The 16,197-nt window shown below is 47.3% G+C and carries 13 protein-coding genes; 4 read left to right on the plus strand and 9 right to left on the minus strand.

All coding sequences use genetic code 11. The features are described from left to right. Positions 1-3: 3 nt before the first annotated feature. The 7 genes from TOLA_RS09295 to TOLA_RS09325 form a co-directional block, all read right to left on the minus strand. Positions 4-1,485, minus strand: coding sequence for an FGGY family carbohydrate kinase (locus tag TOLA_RS09295; RefSeq protein WP_015878910.1), 1,482 nt, complete (start codon positions 1,483-1,485; stop codon positions 4-6). Further along, the gene (locus tag TOLA_RS09300; protein WP_015878911.1) at positions 1,478-2,431 is read right to left on the minus strand and encodes a transketolase family protein; all 954 of its coding nucleotides are present in this window, start codon (positions 2,429-2,431) and stop codon (positions 1,478-1,480) included. The genes TOLA_RS09295 and TOLA_RS09300 overlap by 8 nt, the downstream gene beginning before the upstream one ends. Further along, positions 2,424-3,254, minus strand: coding sequence for a transketolase (locus TOLA_RS09305; RefSeq protein WP_015878912.1), 831 nt, complete (start codon positions 3,252-3,254; stop codon positions 2,424-2,426). The genes TOLA_RS09300 and TOLA_RS09305 overlap by 8 nt, the downstream gene beginning before the upstream one ends. A gap of 123 nt (positions 3,255-3,377) precedes the next feature. Next, positions 3,378-4,460 carry an ABC transporter permease gene (locus tag TOLA_RS09310; RefSeq protein ID WP_015878913.1) on the minus strand — a complete coding sequence of 361 codons (1,083 nt, stop codon included), beginning with the start codon at positions 4,458-4,460 and terminating at the stop codon, positions 3,378-3,380. 2 nt (positions 4,461-4,462) lie between these two features. Then, positions 4,463-5,980, minus strand: coding sequence for a sugar ABC transporter ATP-binding protein (locus TOLA_RS09315; protein ID WP_015878914.1), 1,518 nt, complete (start codon positions 5,978-5,980; stop codon positions 4,463-4,465). A gap of 5 nt (positions 5,981-5,985) precedes the next feature. After that, complete coding sequence (locus TOLA_RS09320) at positions 5,986-6,594, minus strand: DUF2291 family protein (RefSeq protein WP_015878915.1); 609 nt, start codon at positions 6,592-6,594, stop codon at positions 5,986-5,988. Positions 6,595-6,643: 49 nt separating this feature from the next. After that, positions 6,644-7,582: a D-ribose ABC transporter substrate-binding protein gene (locus TOLA_RS09325; protein ID WP_015878916.1), complete on the minus strand. Its 939-nt coding sequence runs from the start codon at positions 7,580-7,582 to the stop codon at positions 6,644-6,646. Positions 7,583-8,098: 516 nt separating this feature from the next. On the opposite strand from TOLA_RS09325, the gene tal reads away from it, so the two are divergent. Together tal and tkt are read left to right on the plus strand one after the other, a co-directional pair. Continuing rightward, the gene (tal, locus tag TOLA_RS09330; protein WP_015878917.1) at positions 8,099-9,052 is read left to right on the plus strand and encodes a transaldolase; all 954 of its coding nucleotides are present in this window, start codon (positions 8,099-8,101) and stop codon (positions 9,050-9,052) included. 227 nt (positions 9,053-9,279) lie between these two features. Then, positions 9,280-11,280, plus strand: coding sequence for a transketolase (tkt, locus tag TOLA_RS09335; protein WP_015878918.1), 2,001 nt, complete (start codon positions 9,280-9,282; stop codon positions 11,278-11,280). 49 nt (positions 11,281-11,329) lie between these two features. Here the strand turns inward: tkt and norR are convergent, their stop codons facing one another. After that, positions 11,330-12,874, minus strand: a complete 1,545-nt coding sequence (norR, locus tag TOLA_RS09340) for a nitric oxide reductase transcriptional regulator NorR (RefSeq protein ID WP_015878919.1) — start codon at positions 12,872-12,874, stop codon at positions 11,330-11,332. A 163-nt stretch (positions 12,875-13,037) separates the two neighbouring features. Here norR and ytfE point away from each other — a divergent pair, with 163 nt between their 5' ends. Both ytfE and hmpA read left to right on the plus strand, forming a co-directional pair. Then, positions 13,038-13,703, plus strand: a complete 666-nt coding sequence (gene ytfE / locus TOLA_RS09345; protein ID WP_015878920.1) for an iron-sulfur cluster repair protein YtfE — start codon at positions 13,038-13,040, stop codon at positions 13,701-13,703. Between the two features lie 65 nt (positions 13,704-13,768). After that, positions 13,769-14,965 (plus strand): NO-inducible flavohemoprotein, encoded by a 1,197-nt coding sequence (hmpA, locus tag TOLA_RS09350; protein WP_015878921.1) that lies wholly within the window; start codon positions 13,769-13,771, stop codon positions 14,963-14,965. 30 nt (positions 14,966-14,995) lie between these two features. Here hmpA and TOLA_RS16360 read toward each other — a convergent pair whose 3' ends face one another. Further along, a complete protein-coding gene (locus TOLA_RS16360; protein ID WP_015878922.1) occupies positions 14,996-16,174 on the minus strand; it encodes a GGDEF domain-containing protein in 1,179 nt (392 codons plus the stop codon). Between the last annotated feature and the right edge of the window lie 23 nt (positions 16,175-16,197).

The following is a 16,197-nucleotide window of genomic DNA, read 5'->3' on the forward strand; positions in this document are numbered from 1 at the left end:
AAATTATTTAGGCTGAAAACGGGCACGAGCAACGGCCGTTTTCCATTGCAGATAGTTAGCCAGCATTTCTGCTGATTGCGCTCTTGGTTCGATATATTCCACTTCCCGTGGCAATGCAGATAACTGTTGGTGATCTTTCCACCAACCAATCGCTTTCCCTGCCAGATAGGCTGCCCCTAAGGCTGAAATTTCCGCCACCTGATTACGGACGATGGTTCTTTGCAGTAAATCCGCCTGGAATTGCATCAGCCAACGATTTTTGGTGGCACCACCATCAACCAGCAAGGCATCCAGACGACAACCCGCAGCTTGTTCCATAGCATGGAACACATCGGCGATTTGATAAGCGATTGACTCAAGACCAGCACGAGCCATCACGGCTGGCGTAGTGGCATCGGTGAGTCCGCAGAACATCCCGCGGGCCTGAGTATCCCAGTAAGGTGCACCCAATCCTGATAACGCAGGGACGAAGTAAACTCCGGCATTATTTTCTACTGATTCCGCCATCTGACTCAGTTTGTCGAAATCATTAATTCCCAAAATACGGGAAACGAAGGCCAGGCCAGCACCGGTATGAGTGATATTGCCTTCCAAAGCCAGACTCGCTTCACCGTCATGCCAGGCAACCGTTGAACTCAAACCGAAATCACCGACAGGCGCTTTATCGATGCGGGTCATCAACGAACTGCCTGTGCCATAAGTGGCTTTGACTGTCCCGGGATTAAACCCGCCCTGGCCATATAGCGCGGCATGCGAATCACCGACCTGCGACAGCACGGGAATACCATCCGGTAAAGAGGCACACCCTTTGGTATCACCTCGCAGTTCAGACGATGGCAGAACCTTCGGCAAACAGGCCCGGGGAATACCAAAAATACGAAGTAATTCATCATCCCAGCTCAGGGTATGGATGTTGAATAACTGATAACGCGATGCATTAGAATGATCGGTAACGAACGACTCGCCACCGGTCAGATTCCAGACCAGCCACGCATCAACCGTTCCGACACAAAGTTCACCTGCTTCTGCGCGGTGACGACCATCCTGAAGGCTATCCAGCAACCAGGCGATCTTGGCTGCCGGGAACAATGGATCCAGCGCTAATCCGGTTAGCTGTATGACACGGGCTGCTTCCGGTTTATTGGCTATCTCCCGGCAAAGTGCTTCAGAGCGACGGCATTGCCAACTGACAATAGGTGTTAACGGCTGACCTGACTGGCGTTCCCATACCAGAACTGACTCACGCTGATTACTGACCGCAATTCCCTTCAGAGCTGAAATATCTGAAGATTGAAGACATTGCGTAATCGCCTGTTCAGTTGCATTCCAGATTTGCCACGGATCCTGTTCTGCCCACCCCGGCTTGGGGTGGTTCAGAGAGACAGGCACACTACCTTTCGCGACAATATTGCCATCAGAATCAACAGTGATCGCTTTGGCATTGGTGGTGCCTTCATCAATAGCAATGATAAAAGGCTTAAGCATCCAGGCCTCCTTTTATCAGCTGAACTGACTGCTTAACAATGCTGTTAGCATCAAAGCCATGATAGGCACGCATTGCAGCCCGACCAGCAGCCAAAGCATAGCCACCATCCGGAATACCTAAACGCAATAACGGAATTGCAGCACCATGTTCAGCCAGCACTTCTGACACAAGGCTACCTAAACCACCATTGATATTGTGTTCCTCAATAGTGATCACTTGTTTGACATGACCAATTGCATCTAACAACGCAGCCCGATTACAAGGGCGAATGGACGGCACGCTAATGACAGTTACAGAAATATGCTGATCTTCGAGCTGCGCAGCCGCATCGACGGCTTCATGCACCGTAGACCCCATCGCAATCAACGCAATATCAGAGCCGTGACGAAGAACATCAATATTTCCAGGGACAAACTTATAGTTCTCATCGTGTAACACGGGTAATTCTTTTCCATCTAGCCGGACGTAAACAGGGCCGATAGTTGTTAAAGCATAATCAATGATTTGTCGACATTCTTCAGGGCAAGATGGGGCGAAGATCTGAATATTACCGAAACCGCGCAATATAGAGATATCATCCAGACAATGGTGTGTACTCGCCAATGGACCATAACTGGCGCCTGAGTTCAGACCAAACAATTTCACGTTGGTATTGTTGTAGCAAACGTCGACCTTCACCTGTTCATTGGCACGTGAAATCAAAAATGGCGCGGCATTACAGGTAACGGCAACTTTGCCGCCCAATGCCAAACCAGCCGCTGTACCAACCATGGCCTGTTCTGCAATACCCACATTGACCAATCGATCCGGAAATTTCTTCACAAAAGGTGCGATCTTGGCAGTTGAAGTTGAATCGGCAACAACGGGAACGACATCAATACCGTTATCAACTGCGGCGATTAACCGCTCGACCATTACGCTGGCTAAATGTTCTGCGTTACTCATCATTCAACTCCTTCAATGCCAATTCTACTTCTTCACCTTTTGGCACCTTGTGATGCCATTCAGGACGCCCCTGAATAAATGAAACACCAGCGCCTTTTTCGGTATGAGCAATCACCACATTTGGTTTGCCCTCTTGTTTCAAGCCTTCCAGCGTTTCAACTACAGAACGCATGTCGTTGCCCTGACATTCAGAAACCTGCATACCAAACGCTTTCCATTTTTCATCCAACGGATCGGTATTCATGATTTCTTTGGTGTAGCCAGCAAGCTGGAGTCTGTTCTTATCATTAATGATGATCAGGTTGTCGAGTTTGTAATGAGCGGCAACCAGTGCTGCTTCCCAATTACTGCCTTCTGCTAATTCACCATCACCCGTTACAACAAAAATCCGGCGTTTGCTGTTACTTTTTTTCGCTGCAATTGCTAAACCGACAGCCACTGGTAACCCATGACCTAATGCACCAGTGTTCAGCTCTACGCCAGGAGTTTTCTGACGTACCGGATGACCCGGAAGCTTGGAATCTGCATGTTGATAAGTTGGCAACCACTCTTCCGGAAAATAACCCGCTTCAGCCAGACAGCAGTAATAACCACCGGCTGCATGACCCTTGGATTGGATATAAATGTCACGTTCCGGGTCATTCAGATCTTTCGGGCTGCGATTAAGAATCCGGAAGTACAGTGCAGTCACGATATCAACCTGAGACAGGTCCGCACCGGTGTGTCCGCCAGCCGGACTTTCAGCATTCAGAACTACAATACGTCGACGTATTGCTTTTGCTTTCTTTTCCAACTCTTTGATAGATAGTGAGAATGGATTCATAACAACCTCTAATATATTCGATGTTGAATATTTATTCCTTCCAGGTAAAAAAGATCTTTCGATTCAAATTTTACCGGTTGAAACCTCTGCCAAATAACCTGTTCATATATAACCGGGACTTACTTATGCACTATGTGCTTTCTGAGACATAATCGCTGCTTTGTACTGCAGACGGCTTTGCATCTGATCGATGATGACCGCAACAATGATCACGATACCTTTAATGACCATTTGCCAGAATTCACTTACACCCATCATCACAAGACCATCAGCCAGAATGCCGATAACAAATGCACCGATAAGTGTGCCAGTAATCGTTCCGCGGCCCCCGGCCAGAGAAGTCCCACCTAATACCACTGCCGCAATGGCATTCATTTCAAATGCAGTACCTGTTGCCGGATGACTTGCGACCAACTGAGATGACACCACAATCCCGGCTATAGCAGCACAGAAACCAGAGATGGTATAAACCCATATCTTTATATTTTTTACTTTAATGCCTGATAATTCAGCTGCGCGTTCATTATCACCGATAGAATATACGTGGCGTCCAAATGGTAGTTTCTTCGCAATGTATGCAACAATTGCAGCCAAAACAAACATCATCCAAATTGCATACGGTAAACCCAATAAAGTACCTGCACCAATTTGTTCAAAACCAGTATTACCTAATTGAGAATTTCCTGATAACCCAGGGAATGTTTCCCCTCCGGAAAGTAACATCGCAGCACCACGAACAATATACATTGTTCCCAGAGTACAAATAAATGGCGCTACGTTATATCTGGTAATTATCAGCCCATTTATTGCCCCAATTAATGCGCCCACAACCAGCACAACAGGAACAACAACCCAGATACTAGGAAATATTGCTATACCTAAAGGAGAAAGAACAATCCCTTTTGCAATCATATAACCAGCAACCATACCACAGAAGCCAAGTGTGGCACCTATCGAGAGGTCTATACCCGCCGTAATAATAACAAAAGAGATACCCAACGCTAAAAAAGCATTAATAGAAATATGTTTAACCATAATAACCAAACTGGTAGGTTCAAGAAACCCATCAACCATTATGGTAAAAAAACCAAGAATAACAAATAACGCAATAAACGTTCTTAACTTCAACAGCAAAAGAAATATATTCTCTTTTGAAAATGATGCTTTTGACATAGGGATTCCACCTTCCAGCGCTTTAACTTTCATAATTAAAACCCTTGTGCACTTGCAGTTACGAGTTGAGATTCAGTTGTACCAGAACGGGGCAAGTCTGCTGTCAAAAGACCATTTGACATAACCAGGATCCGATCTGACACCGCCATAATTTCTTTCAAATCTGATGTTGAAAATAAGATACCGATTCCCTGTTCAGAGAGTTTTACCATCATTTCAAAAACATCCCCTTTGGCTCCAACATCAATACCTCGGGTCGGCTCATCTAATAACAATACCTTTGGCTCAGTAAGCAGTGAGCGGCCAATAACCACTTTCTGCTGATTACCACCACTTAATGCCTGAATTTCAACTTTTGGTGATGAAACCTTAATGGATAGATTTTTAATTGTGTCATCTACCACCTTGTTTTCATCTTCATCTAAAATGGAAATTCCATTCTTCAATCTTTTCCACAGACTTGAAATGGTAAGATTATTTGCAACAGAACTAATTGGGAAGATACCGGTTTTCTTTCTATCTTCAGGTACCAGGCTTAGCCCCATCCGAATTCGATCTGATGTATGAATACTTGGGCTTATAATTTTACCATTTAAAGAAAACCGCCCCTGATATTCTGATTGCCCTAATAAGCACTCAAACAATTCTGTGCGACCAGCCCCCATCAAACCGTAAATTCCAACTATTTCGCCAGCGCGTAAAATAAATGAAACGTCATTAACAACTTTATTTCCAGACTCATTAATTAAAGTGATATGCTCAGCCTCCAGCATCGGAGGGCCAAATTCTCTGTTTTCCGGCAAGAAGTCAGTGACAGGATCACTGCCTAACATTTCTCTGACAATCCATGGAACATCAATATCAGTAACCGCAGCTTCTGCCTGGAAATGACCATCCCGCAGAATCGTGATGTAATCACCTATCTCCATCAGTTCTTCTAACCGATGCGAGATATAGATAATAGATACACCTTGATTAGTTAAATCTCTGATTACCTGAAATAATATTTCAACTTCTTTTTTGCTGAGTGCTGATGTTGGTTCATCCAGAATAAGAACATCAACTTTTTCAGCTAATGCTTTTGCTATTTCAACAAGTTGTTTCTGACCCACTTTAAGGTTTGAAACTATTTCATTAGGATCAATATCCTGTTTCAGACGGGCGATTAATTTCTGTGTAACCTGATATTGCGCTTTATTATCTATGGGGTGAAGACCATGCTGAATTTCACGACCAAGGAATATATTTTCAGCAACAGTAAGGTTTTCAGATAAATTTAACTCCTGATGAACCATGCCAACACCATGTTCAGCAGCACTACGAGTATCCAAAAGCTTTACTTCGTTATCATTGATAAAAATATGTCCTTCTGTCGGTTGTTGAACACCGGCCAGAATTTTCATCAAAGTTGATTTACCAGCACCATTTTCACCTATGATAACATTCACTTTCCCTTTGTAGACTCGATAATTAACATTATCCAGTGCTTTTGTTCCGGGGAATACCATAGAGATTTTTTCAGCGCGCATAATAATATCTGGTTTATTATTCACAGCAATCACCTTTTAATAATCTCAATAGGAATAATATCAACAACACCATTATCACTTATTGTCGCTGCAGCTAACACATCAACCGACTTACCTTGCCAGGCAGCATCAGGCATTGATATTCCAAGCAGAGCCTTTTTATTTAACTCTTTAGATAATTTGGCAAATTGAACCTGATTTTTAAACTGATCAAACTGAATAAATGATGCCGCATCACGAATTGCATTTCCTTTTACGATCGGACCTAACTGCAATGACACATTATCGCCAGCAACATTTATTTTTATAGAGCGTTCTTTTGTCGAAGTATCCAAGGCATCAACAACCCCCTCAAAACTCACAAAATAACTTTTATTCTTGCCAGATTTAGCAGTCGTTACCTCAGATTTAATTTTCTCCCAGGTAATAGACTTTTGTTTAGCTTCAGGAACAATTTGCCCCCATAATTTTTCAGCAATATCTTTTGGTGTCATATTTTTAATCGAGGCAGCATCTTCTGCCGACATAGGTAAAATCGGCTTTCCATCCTGATCCAATTTTACAACATCACACCCGGACAGCATGGTGCACATCCAAACAACAATCACACCAAATTTTATGTTTTTAGAGCACAGCATAATGTTTCTCCATTGGTGGTGTATCAGTTAATACACCACCACTGTCTGATTATTTTTTAAGAGAGAACGTATCTAAGTTTTTAGCATTATTCTCATCAATTAAAATACAATCCATTAACTGCTTTTCATCCTTACCTGATTTTCCGGTTTTGATATATTGATCAGCCTGAACAACTGCCATTTGAGCTTGATCCCAGGCAGGCTGCAGAACGGTCGCTTTGATATTACTTTTCGCTATAATAGAATCGCGGACATAATCACTACCATCAAAACCGACCACAATAACATCATTACGACCAGCAGCTTTTAATGCAGCTTCAGCGCCTAATGCCATTGTGTCATTACCAGAAATAACACCTTTAATATCCGGGTTAGCCTGCAGAATTGACTCCATACGAGTGAATGCTTCAGTCTGACTCCAGTTAGCTGTTTGCTGAGCTACCATTTTCATATCAGCATAATCATCAATGACATCATGATAGCCTTGAGAACGTACATGCGCGTTGGTGTCTGATTCACGTCCTAATAATTCGACGTATTTACCTTTTTCACCCATCAATTCAACAAATTTCTGAGCACCAAGTTGAGCGCCCTGATAGTTGTTCGAAACAATCTGTGACACTGCCACACCAGTTTCATTGATTTCTCGGTCAATCAGGAATGCTGGAATGCCCGCTTCTTTTGCGGTTTTTAATGAACCGATTGTTGCATCAGATCCTGCGTTGTCGAGGATGATGGCTTTTGCTTTCCGCGCAATTGCAGTCGTAATAAGTTGGTTTTGCTTGTTCACATCATCATCATGTGAGGCGACCAAAGTGGAATATCCCAGTTCCGTCGCTTTGGCCTTCGCACCTTCAGCTTCAGCTTTAAAGAAAGGGTTATCATGCGAAGGTGTGATAATGGCAATCAAACCATTGTCGGCATACGCACTTGTAGCTGCAGCAAGAGACAAAGCAATCAAACATGGTTTGAAGAAATTTCTTTTCATTGTCGAGCTCCTTGGAATATTTATTCACACTAGGGTATATATTCGTTATGAAAACTAGACCTCCCCTGACAACTTGTCCATAACGGAGTAAAAGAAACTAGAGCAGACTCACAATAATCAGCAGATCAGGAAACAAGAGAAAGAGATAACTCGCTGAGATATCTAAAAAAATAAAAAAGCTTGGAAAAACATGTGTAATTAATTGGATTATAAATACAAATCTAAAGCTCACGCTCTCAATCAAATATTGCAATGATTATAAATTCACCAAAGAACACCAATCAGGTCCGCATAATATAAACTGATTATGCATATCTATATCCGATCATTTGCATCTGCTCAGACCGCTTGAAACCTCAATTGTGTGAACGACATCCATTTTTTACTCCTTTGTTATAGACACTAGCCTCAGGTATCAACATAAAATATCTGCATATTAATACCATATGGAATATTTATTCATTCATTCCAGGCGTATTTACACATGTTTTCCACCCAGCGTGACAAGGAGTTACCGTGAGCAGTTTGTTAAATCAATTACGTGCCATGACCACCGTGGTGGCTGACACTGGCGAATTACCCGCCATTAAATTGTATTCCCCCGAAGATGCGACAACTAACCCATCACTGATTTTAAAAGCCGTCTCCAGTCCGGAATATGCGCCACTACTGGAACAGGTAGTGTCTCAGGCCAAACAACTTTCTGCCGATATCGCTGTGCAGGTCGAAGAAGCCGCCGACCGTCTGATTGTGGCGATTGGTTGTGAAGTCCTGAAACATGTGCCGGGCCGTATCTCCACCGAAGTCGATGCGCGTTTGTCGTTTGATACCGCCGCCACCATCGAAAAAGCCCGCAAGCTGATTGGCTTGTATGAGTATCAGGGTATTCCCCGTTCCCGTGTGCTGATTAAAATCGCCTCAACCTGGGAAGGTATCCGTGCCGCGGAACAGCTGGAAAAAGAAGGCATTAACTGCAACCTGACGTTGCTGTTTTCATTCGCTCAGGCCCGCGCCTGTGCCGAAGCCGGTGCCTATCTGATTTCGCCGTTTGTCGGCCGAATTCTGGACTGGTACAAAGCCAAAACCGGTGAAACCTATACCGCCGAAAATGACCCGGGCGTGAAATCGGTGAAAGCGATTTATCAGTATTACAAACAGCATGGCTACAACACCGTGGTAATGGGCGCGAGTTTCCGCAGTGCGGAAGAGGTGCTGGCACTGGCAGGTTGTGATCGTCTGACTATCAGCCCGAACCTGCTGCAGGATCTGGATGCGCAGTCCGGTGAGCTGGTACGTCAGCTGGCTGATGACGGTTTGCGTCTGCCACGCCCAACGCCGCTGAGTGAAGCCGAGTTCCGCTGGCAGCACAATGAAGATGCGATGGCGACCGAGAAGCTGGCGGAAGGTATCCGTAATTTTGCGATTGATCAGGTGAAGCTGGAGCAGTTGCTGGCTACTCGTCTGGCTTGATGGCTTGTCTGGTGTGTTTGCTGTATTGCGTGTGCAGCGGGTCGGACAGTTATCCCTGTCTCCTGACTCGCTGTAAATCCATCCCTGGACGCTCCGCCGCGCCATCCCTGGCGCGGAGGGTCATCCGACAGGGATAACTGCCCTCTGCCAATACTTCTGCATAGCTACACCTGACCGCCTGTCTTTTCCCTATTTTTTATTATTTAGCTGATTTCTGGAGCTTTCTGATGAGTTTAGACCCGAAAACCCTGGCTAATGCCGTGCGTATGCTGAGCGTGGATGCTGTACAGCAGGCCAATTCCGGCCACCCCGGTGCGCCGATGGGTATGGCGGATATCGCTGAAGTATTGTGGCGTCATCATCTCAAACACAACCCGACTGACCCAACCTGGATCAACCGCGACCGCTTTGTGCTCTCTAACGGTCATGGTTCGATGCTGCTGTATTCGCTGTTGCATCTCACCGGTTATGACCTGCCACTGGCCGAGTTAAAACAATTCCGTCAGCTGCACAGTAAGACGCCGGGCCATCCGGAATACGGTTATGCGCCGGGTATCGAAACCACCACCGGCCCGCTCGGTCAGGGCATTGCCAATGCGGTGGGTATGGCTTTAGCGGAGAAAACACTGGCGGCACAGTTTAATAAACCCGGCCATGACATCGTTGACCACTACACCTATGCCTTTATGGGCGACGGCTGTCTGATGGAAGGGATTTCGCATGAAGTGTGTTCACTGGCGGGAACCTTGGAGCTGGGTAAGCTGATTGCGTTCTGGGATGACAACGGTATCTCGATTGATGGGCATGTGGATGGCTGGTTTACAGATGACACCCCCGCCCGCTTTCGCGCTTACGGCTGGCAGGTTATCGACGCAGTGGACGGTCATGACCCGCAGGCGATTGACCGGGCGATTAAAGAAGCGAAGAAAGACCAGCAACGGCCGACGCTGATTTGCTGTAAAACCATCATTGGTTACGGTTCACCAAATAAATCCGGCAGTCACGATTGTCATGGGGCACCACTGGGTAAAGATGAAGTCACCAAAGTGCGCGAATTACTGCACTGGCCGCATGCGCCATTTGAAATTCCACAGGATATCTATCAGGCGTGGGATGGCAAAGCCCAAGGCCAGCTAGTTCAAAAACAGTGGAACCAGCAGTTTGCGGCTTATCAGGAAGTGTTCCCGCAGGAAGCGGCTGAGTTACTGCGTCGTAGTGCTGGCACCTTAACGGCGGATTGGGCAGACAAAGCCAACGCCTACATCGCGGATTTACAGGCCAACCCGGCCAATATCGCCAGCCGTCAGGCCAGCCAGAAAGCGCTCAATGAATACGCGAAAATTTTACCTGAATTACTCGGTGGTTCCGCGGATTTAGCGCCGTCCAATCTGACCCGCCACACATCAGCGTTAGACGTCAGCGCAGAAACACCACAAGGCAACTACATGCACTACGGTGTGCGTGAGTTTGGTATGTCGGCCATCATGAACGGTATTACCCTGCACGGCGGTTTCATTCCTTATGGCGGCACCTTCCTGATGTTTATGGAATATGCCCGTAACGCAGTCCGCATGGCAGCACTGATGAAGCAACGCTCCATCTTTGTATATACCCACGACTCGATTGGTCTGGGTGAAGACGGCCCGACCCACCAGCCGGTGGAGCAACTCGCCAGCTTACGACTGACCCCGAACATGGAAACCTGGCGCCCTTGTGACCAGGTGGAATCTGCGGTGGCATGGAAAGCAGCGATTGAACGTCAGAATGGCCCGAGTGCGCTGATCTTCAGCCGTCAGGCACTGACGCAGCAGCCAAGAACCACCCAGCAAGTCAGTGACATTGAACGCGGTGGTTACACCCTGCTGGACTGCGACGGCACCCCGGAACTGATTATTCTGGCCACCGGTTCGGAAGTGGGCCTGGCGGTTAACGCTGCCAACACGCTGAGTGCGGAAGGCAAGAAAGTCCGCGTTGTTTCCCTGCCCTGCACCGAACGGTTTGACAAACAAACGGCGGAATACAGAGAACAGGTGCTGCCGAAAGCCATCCGCGCCCGTCTGGCGATTGAAGCCAGCGTTGCCGATTACTGGCAGCGTTATACCGGCCTCGATGGCACTGTGATTGGCATGACCAGCTTCGGTGAATCCGCTCCGGCAGAGCAGTTGTTCAAGCTGTTTGGTTTCAGTGACGAGAATGTGCTGAGTAAAGCACGCGAGTTACTCAGTTAATGTGATTAATACAGGAAAGCATCTTTCATCGGTGCTTTCCTGCCCTCCATTATTTCAACCCCAACCGCTTCGCCAATTTGTGCAAATTACTTGGATCAAGCTCCAGCCGGCGGGCAACATTAGCCCAGTTACCCTGACAAATTTCCAGCGTCTGGCGGATCAACTGCCGCTGATAACCATCCACCGCAATCTTTAAAGACACCGCTGGTTCATTACTCTCTATCTCAGGAATAAGCGCATTTTCTGCTTTGTTTATCGTCCTGATAATGGTTGCATCAAGCGCCAGATGCTCCGGCTCAAGAGTGACAATCTCGGTTCTTAATGCCCCGCGGCTGACAGCTCGTAAAGCGGCCCGGCTGATCACATGTTCCAGCTCGCGTACATTGCCCGGCCAGTCATAGGAACAGAGCGCTTGCTCGGCAGCCGGTGATAGCCGCAGACTGCGAAATCCAAGCCGTGCGCGATTAAGCTCAAGGAAATTACCTGCCAGTAACAGCACATCATTGCCGCGTTCGCGCAACGGAGGGATCGGCACCGGATATACCGACAAACGGTGATAAAGATCGGCACGGAACTGTCCTTCCCTTACCTGTTCATGCAACTGACGGTTAGTTGCGGCAATGATCCGGACATCTACTTTTCGTGGTTGATCCGCACCCAGTCGCTGGATCTCGCCGTTTTGCAGCGTGCGCAGCAATTTAGCCTGCACCGTCAATGGCAACTCACCCACTTCATCCAGAAATAAAGTACCGCCATTGGCTGCCTCAAACCGGCCGGGACGATCGCTCATGGCACCGGAGAACGCGCCTTTTACATGACCAAATAACTCACTTTCCGCCAGCGACTCCGGTAACGCCGCACAGTTCACATGAATAAGCGGCGCATTATGCCGGGGGGATTTACGGTGTAAACGGCGGGCAAACAGCTCTTTCCCAACGCCGGTTTCACCTAACAGCAATACCGGCAATTCTGAATTAGCGACGACATCCAGCTCATGCAGCAGCTTCAGCAAAATGGCACTTTGCCCAATAATTTCGCCTTCTCCAGAACCTTGTTCATCCACCAGCAAGGTTTCTGAAACGAGGCTGCCAGCACGCGAAGCACGAATCTCTTCCTCAAGACGGCTCATGCGTACTACGGCTTCAGCCAGAATGGCGCTGTGAGCCAGTTTATCTCCGGCCTGTTCATCAAACACACAGCCGTCAAAAGCATCCAGCGTTAATGCGCCCCACAGCCGGCCTTCCAGATACAGGCTGATCCCCATGCAATCGTGCACAGGTAATGGCATCCCGCGTTGCGAATCCAGTAACCCATCATAAGGATCAGGCAAAGGACTTCCCGGCTCAAAACGAACCGCTGATCGACTGGATAAAATAGTAACGAGACGGGGATGTTGCGCCACCACAAAGCGGCGACCTAAGGTTTCATGTGCCAGGCCATCAACCGCCACCGGACACAGACAATCGCCGTCCAGCTTCAGTAAACCAACCGCCCCACAACCGAAATAAGTCCGGATCGCCACCACCAGCCGTTCCTGACGAACAGAGCGCGGTAACTCGCTGGTGAGATCAAGCAAAATTGAATCATCGAACATGGTATTAATAACCCTAAATGGTTTATTTAACCCTATCAGGTAATGGTGAAAACAACCATAAAAATATATTTATCTTATAATTCAATGAATTAAATTTAGGCACGATGTTTGCCATATATTGATCGAGATCAATCTACCCTATTCCCCCTCAAGGAGATCCATTATGTCCTTACTCGAACAAACTATTGCCAGCATTGCCTGTGAAATTCCTGGTGCTACCCGCGTATTCCATAAATTTAAACTGGATTTCTGCTGCGGTGGCCAGCAACCGTTAAAAGATGCCATTGCTCATCGTAATCTGGATGCCGCTCTGGTCGTGGCTGAACTGGAACAGGTACAGCAATTACCGAGTGAAGATACCGACTGGCGTACCGCTGAACCGGCTGCATTGATCGATTTCATTCTTGAGCGCTTTCATGCCCTGCATCGCATTCAGTTACCGGAACTGGCTCGTCTGGCCCGCCGCGTTGAGCATGTACATTCCGACAAACCAGGTTGCCCGTTAGGTCTGGCCGACCACCTGCTTTATATGCAGCAGGAAATGGAAAGCCATATGCAGAAAGAAGAACAGATCCTGTTCCCGATGTTAAAAGCCGGCCACAACAACATGGTTCAGGGGCCGATCGCCATGATGCGTTTTGAACATGAACAGCATGGTGAAGGCCTGGAAGAGCTCTCCCGCCTAACCAACGATATCACACCACCGGAAGGTGCCTGTGTGACATGGCGTGCGCTTTATACCGGTCTGACCCAGTTACGCGAAGATCTGATGCAGCATATCCATCTGGAAAACAACATTCTGTTTGCGAATGCCACTTTGCCGCAATAAGCCGGTTTATCTCAGCAATGCCGGAGGCTCGTTATCAGCCTCCGGTTTCTCATCATGGAGAGCCTATGAACGAACAACAAAAAGCCTTAGTTAAAGCAACTGTTCCGGTATTAAAGACCAATGGCGTAGCACTCACCAAACATTTTTATCAGCGTATGTTTACGCATAATCCTGAGCTGAAAAACATATTCAATCAGGGACACCAGAATTCAGGTCGTCAGCAGGAAGCGCTGGCAATGGCCGTTGCGGCTTACGCAGAAAATATTGATGATCCATCAGTGCTGCTTCCGGTGGTCGAACGGATCGCGCATAAGCATGTCAGCCTAGGTATCAGAGCAGAACATTACGCGATCGTCGGTCGTCACCTGCTGGCATCCATTAAAGAAGTATTGGGCGATGCGGCCACCGATGAACTGGTCAGCGCCTGGGCAGCAGCTTATACCGAACTGGCCGATCTGTTTATCAATCTGGAATCCGATCTGTATCAGCAGGCCACACAGCAGGATGGCGGCTGGACTGGCTGGCGCCCGTTCCGCATTGGCAAAAAAGTACAGGAAAGTGACGAAATCACTTCATTCTATCTGTACCCAATCGATGGCGGAAAAGTGCCGTCTTACAAGCCAGGGCAATACATCAGCGCTAAACTGTTTGTACCGGAATGGAATCTTTTCCAGCCACGTCAATATTCCCTTTCCGATGCACCGGGTAATGACTACCTGCGTATCTCCGTAAAACGGGAACAGGGCAATGCGGAAAAACCGGAAGGTCAGGTTTCCAACCTGTTGCATGATCAGTTTGCTGAAAATGCAGTTCTGGATATCTCCATGCCGCAAGGTGAGTTTTTCCTGAATGAAACGGTACAAACACCGGTGGTATTACTCAGTGGCGGGGTCGGCATTACGCCTATGGTTTCCATTCTGAATCATCTGGTGGCAACAAATTCGTCGCGGAAAATCCATTTTATCCATGCCTGCCGTAATAACGCCGTGCATGCATTTAAACCACACGTGGAACAACTAGCTGTAAATCAGGCGAATGTCGAAGCCCGGTTTTTCTATGATCAGCGAACAGAACAGGATACAAACGCAGAACATGCTCCTTTCGCGATTGAAAGTCTGCTTTCGCCTGAACTGGCAGATGCAGAATTTTACCTCTGCGGACCAGCGCCCTTTATGCGCCATTACCTCAGTGAATTACAACGCAGTGGTGTTGCCGGCGAACGAATTTACGCAGAAGCATTCGGTTCCGGCGGTGTGAACTAACGGGTAGCATATTTGCCCCGAACTGAGCGATCAGACTACAGCGCCAAAGCAACGCACCTGATTTCTGCCGTTTTCTTTGGCCTGATACAAAGCAATATCCGCTTGTCTGATCGCTTCATCAAATGCGGAATGCTTGTCTTTTCCGGGTAATGCCACAACACCAATACTCAGCGTGATCTGAATAGCATGCTGATCAACCTGTATGGGTTTCGCTGCAACCTGCGCCCTGACCCGCTCCGCCCAATGTAACGCGTCCGTTATGTTCGTTCCCGGCAAGACGACAATGAACTCTTCCCCGCCATAACGCGCCAGAATATCGTGGTGCCGGATGTTCTGCCGCAACCGCTCCGCCACTTCCTTCAGGACAGCATCCCCCACCGGATGACCATAATCATCATTGGTCTTTTTGAAATAATCGATATCAATCATTGCGACGCTGTAATCAGTTGCTGATAACTTGCCGTCAGAATTAAACAAAGCAGCCGACTGCTCATTCAATCCGTACCGGTTATAAATCCCGGTTAAGGCATCGTACGACGCAAAAGCTGCCAGCTTTTGCTGCAGCCACTGCGAGGTGATCAACATGATGCTGAAACTTAATCCCAGCAGCACGATAATAACGTTAAAAACCAGCAAAAGATTACTGATGTTGGTATTCAGCAGGGAGTAGGAAGGTTCGTACTGATAAGTCAGAAAACGCAATAAGGAACCGGCGGTTGCCAGAATACAGGTGAGCGCAAACATCAATCGTCCTGATTCATATTGCGCTCTGTCCTTTAATGCTTCCCGGATGCACAGGATACTTTGCACGTTAAACACAAAGGAAACCAGCTCCGCGCGTTTTATTTCCGGTACCCCGGTATGCAGCATGAACAGCAGCAAAAGTGCTATCAGGAGTGAAAAGGCCAGAATGGAATAATGAACCGATTTGAGACGCTGGTTATATTGCAGCAATCCCAGCCATAACAGATTGGTACCGATAAAGCTGAAGGCATTACCGAAAAAGACACTAACCCATAACGGCGCATAGGCACGATATACAGCGAAAAATATACCAAGTGTAAAAAAGCAGAATCCGATCACCCAGTAAGGCATGCCCGGACAGACATAACGATCCCGCAGTAAAGCGGCAAGCCCGCCGGAAATAAGAAAGCCGATGAAAACACACATCAGCATCATGCTTTTAATATCGAGATGAATAATATCCATATAGAACCGACAAATAAGCGTTA

Origin of the sequence: Tolumonas auensis DSM 9187 (genome assembly GCF_000023065.1) — a bacterium.
GTDB lineage: Bacteria > Pseudomonadota > Gammaproteobacteria > Enterobacterales > Aeromonadaceae > Tolumonas > Tolumonas auensis.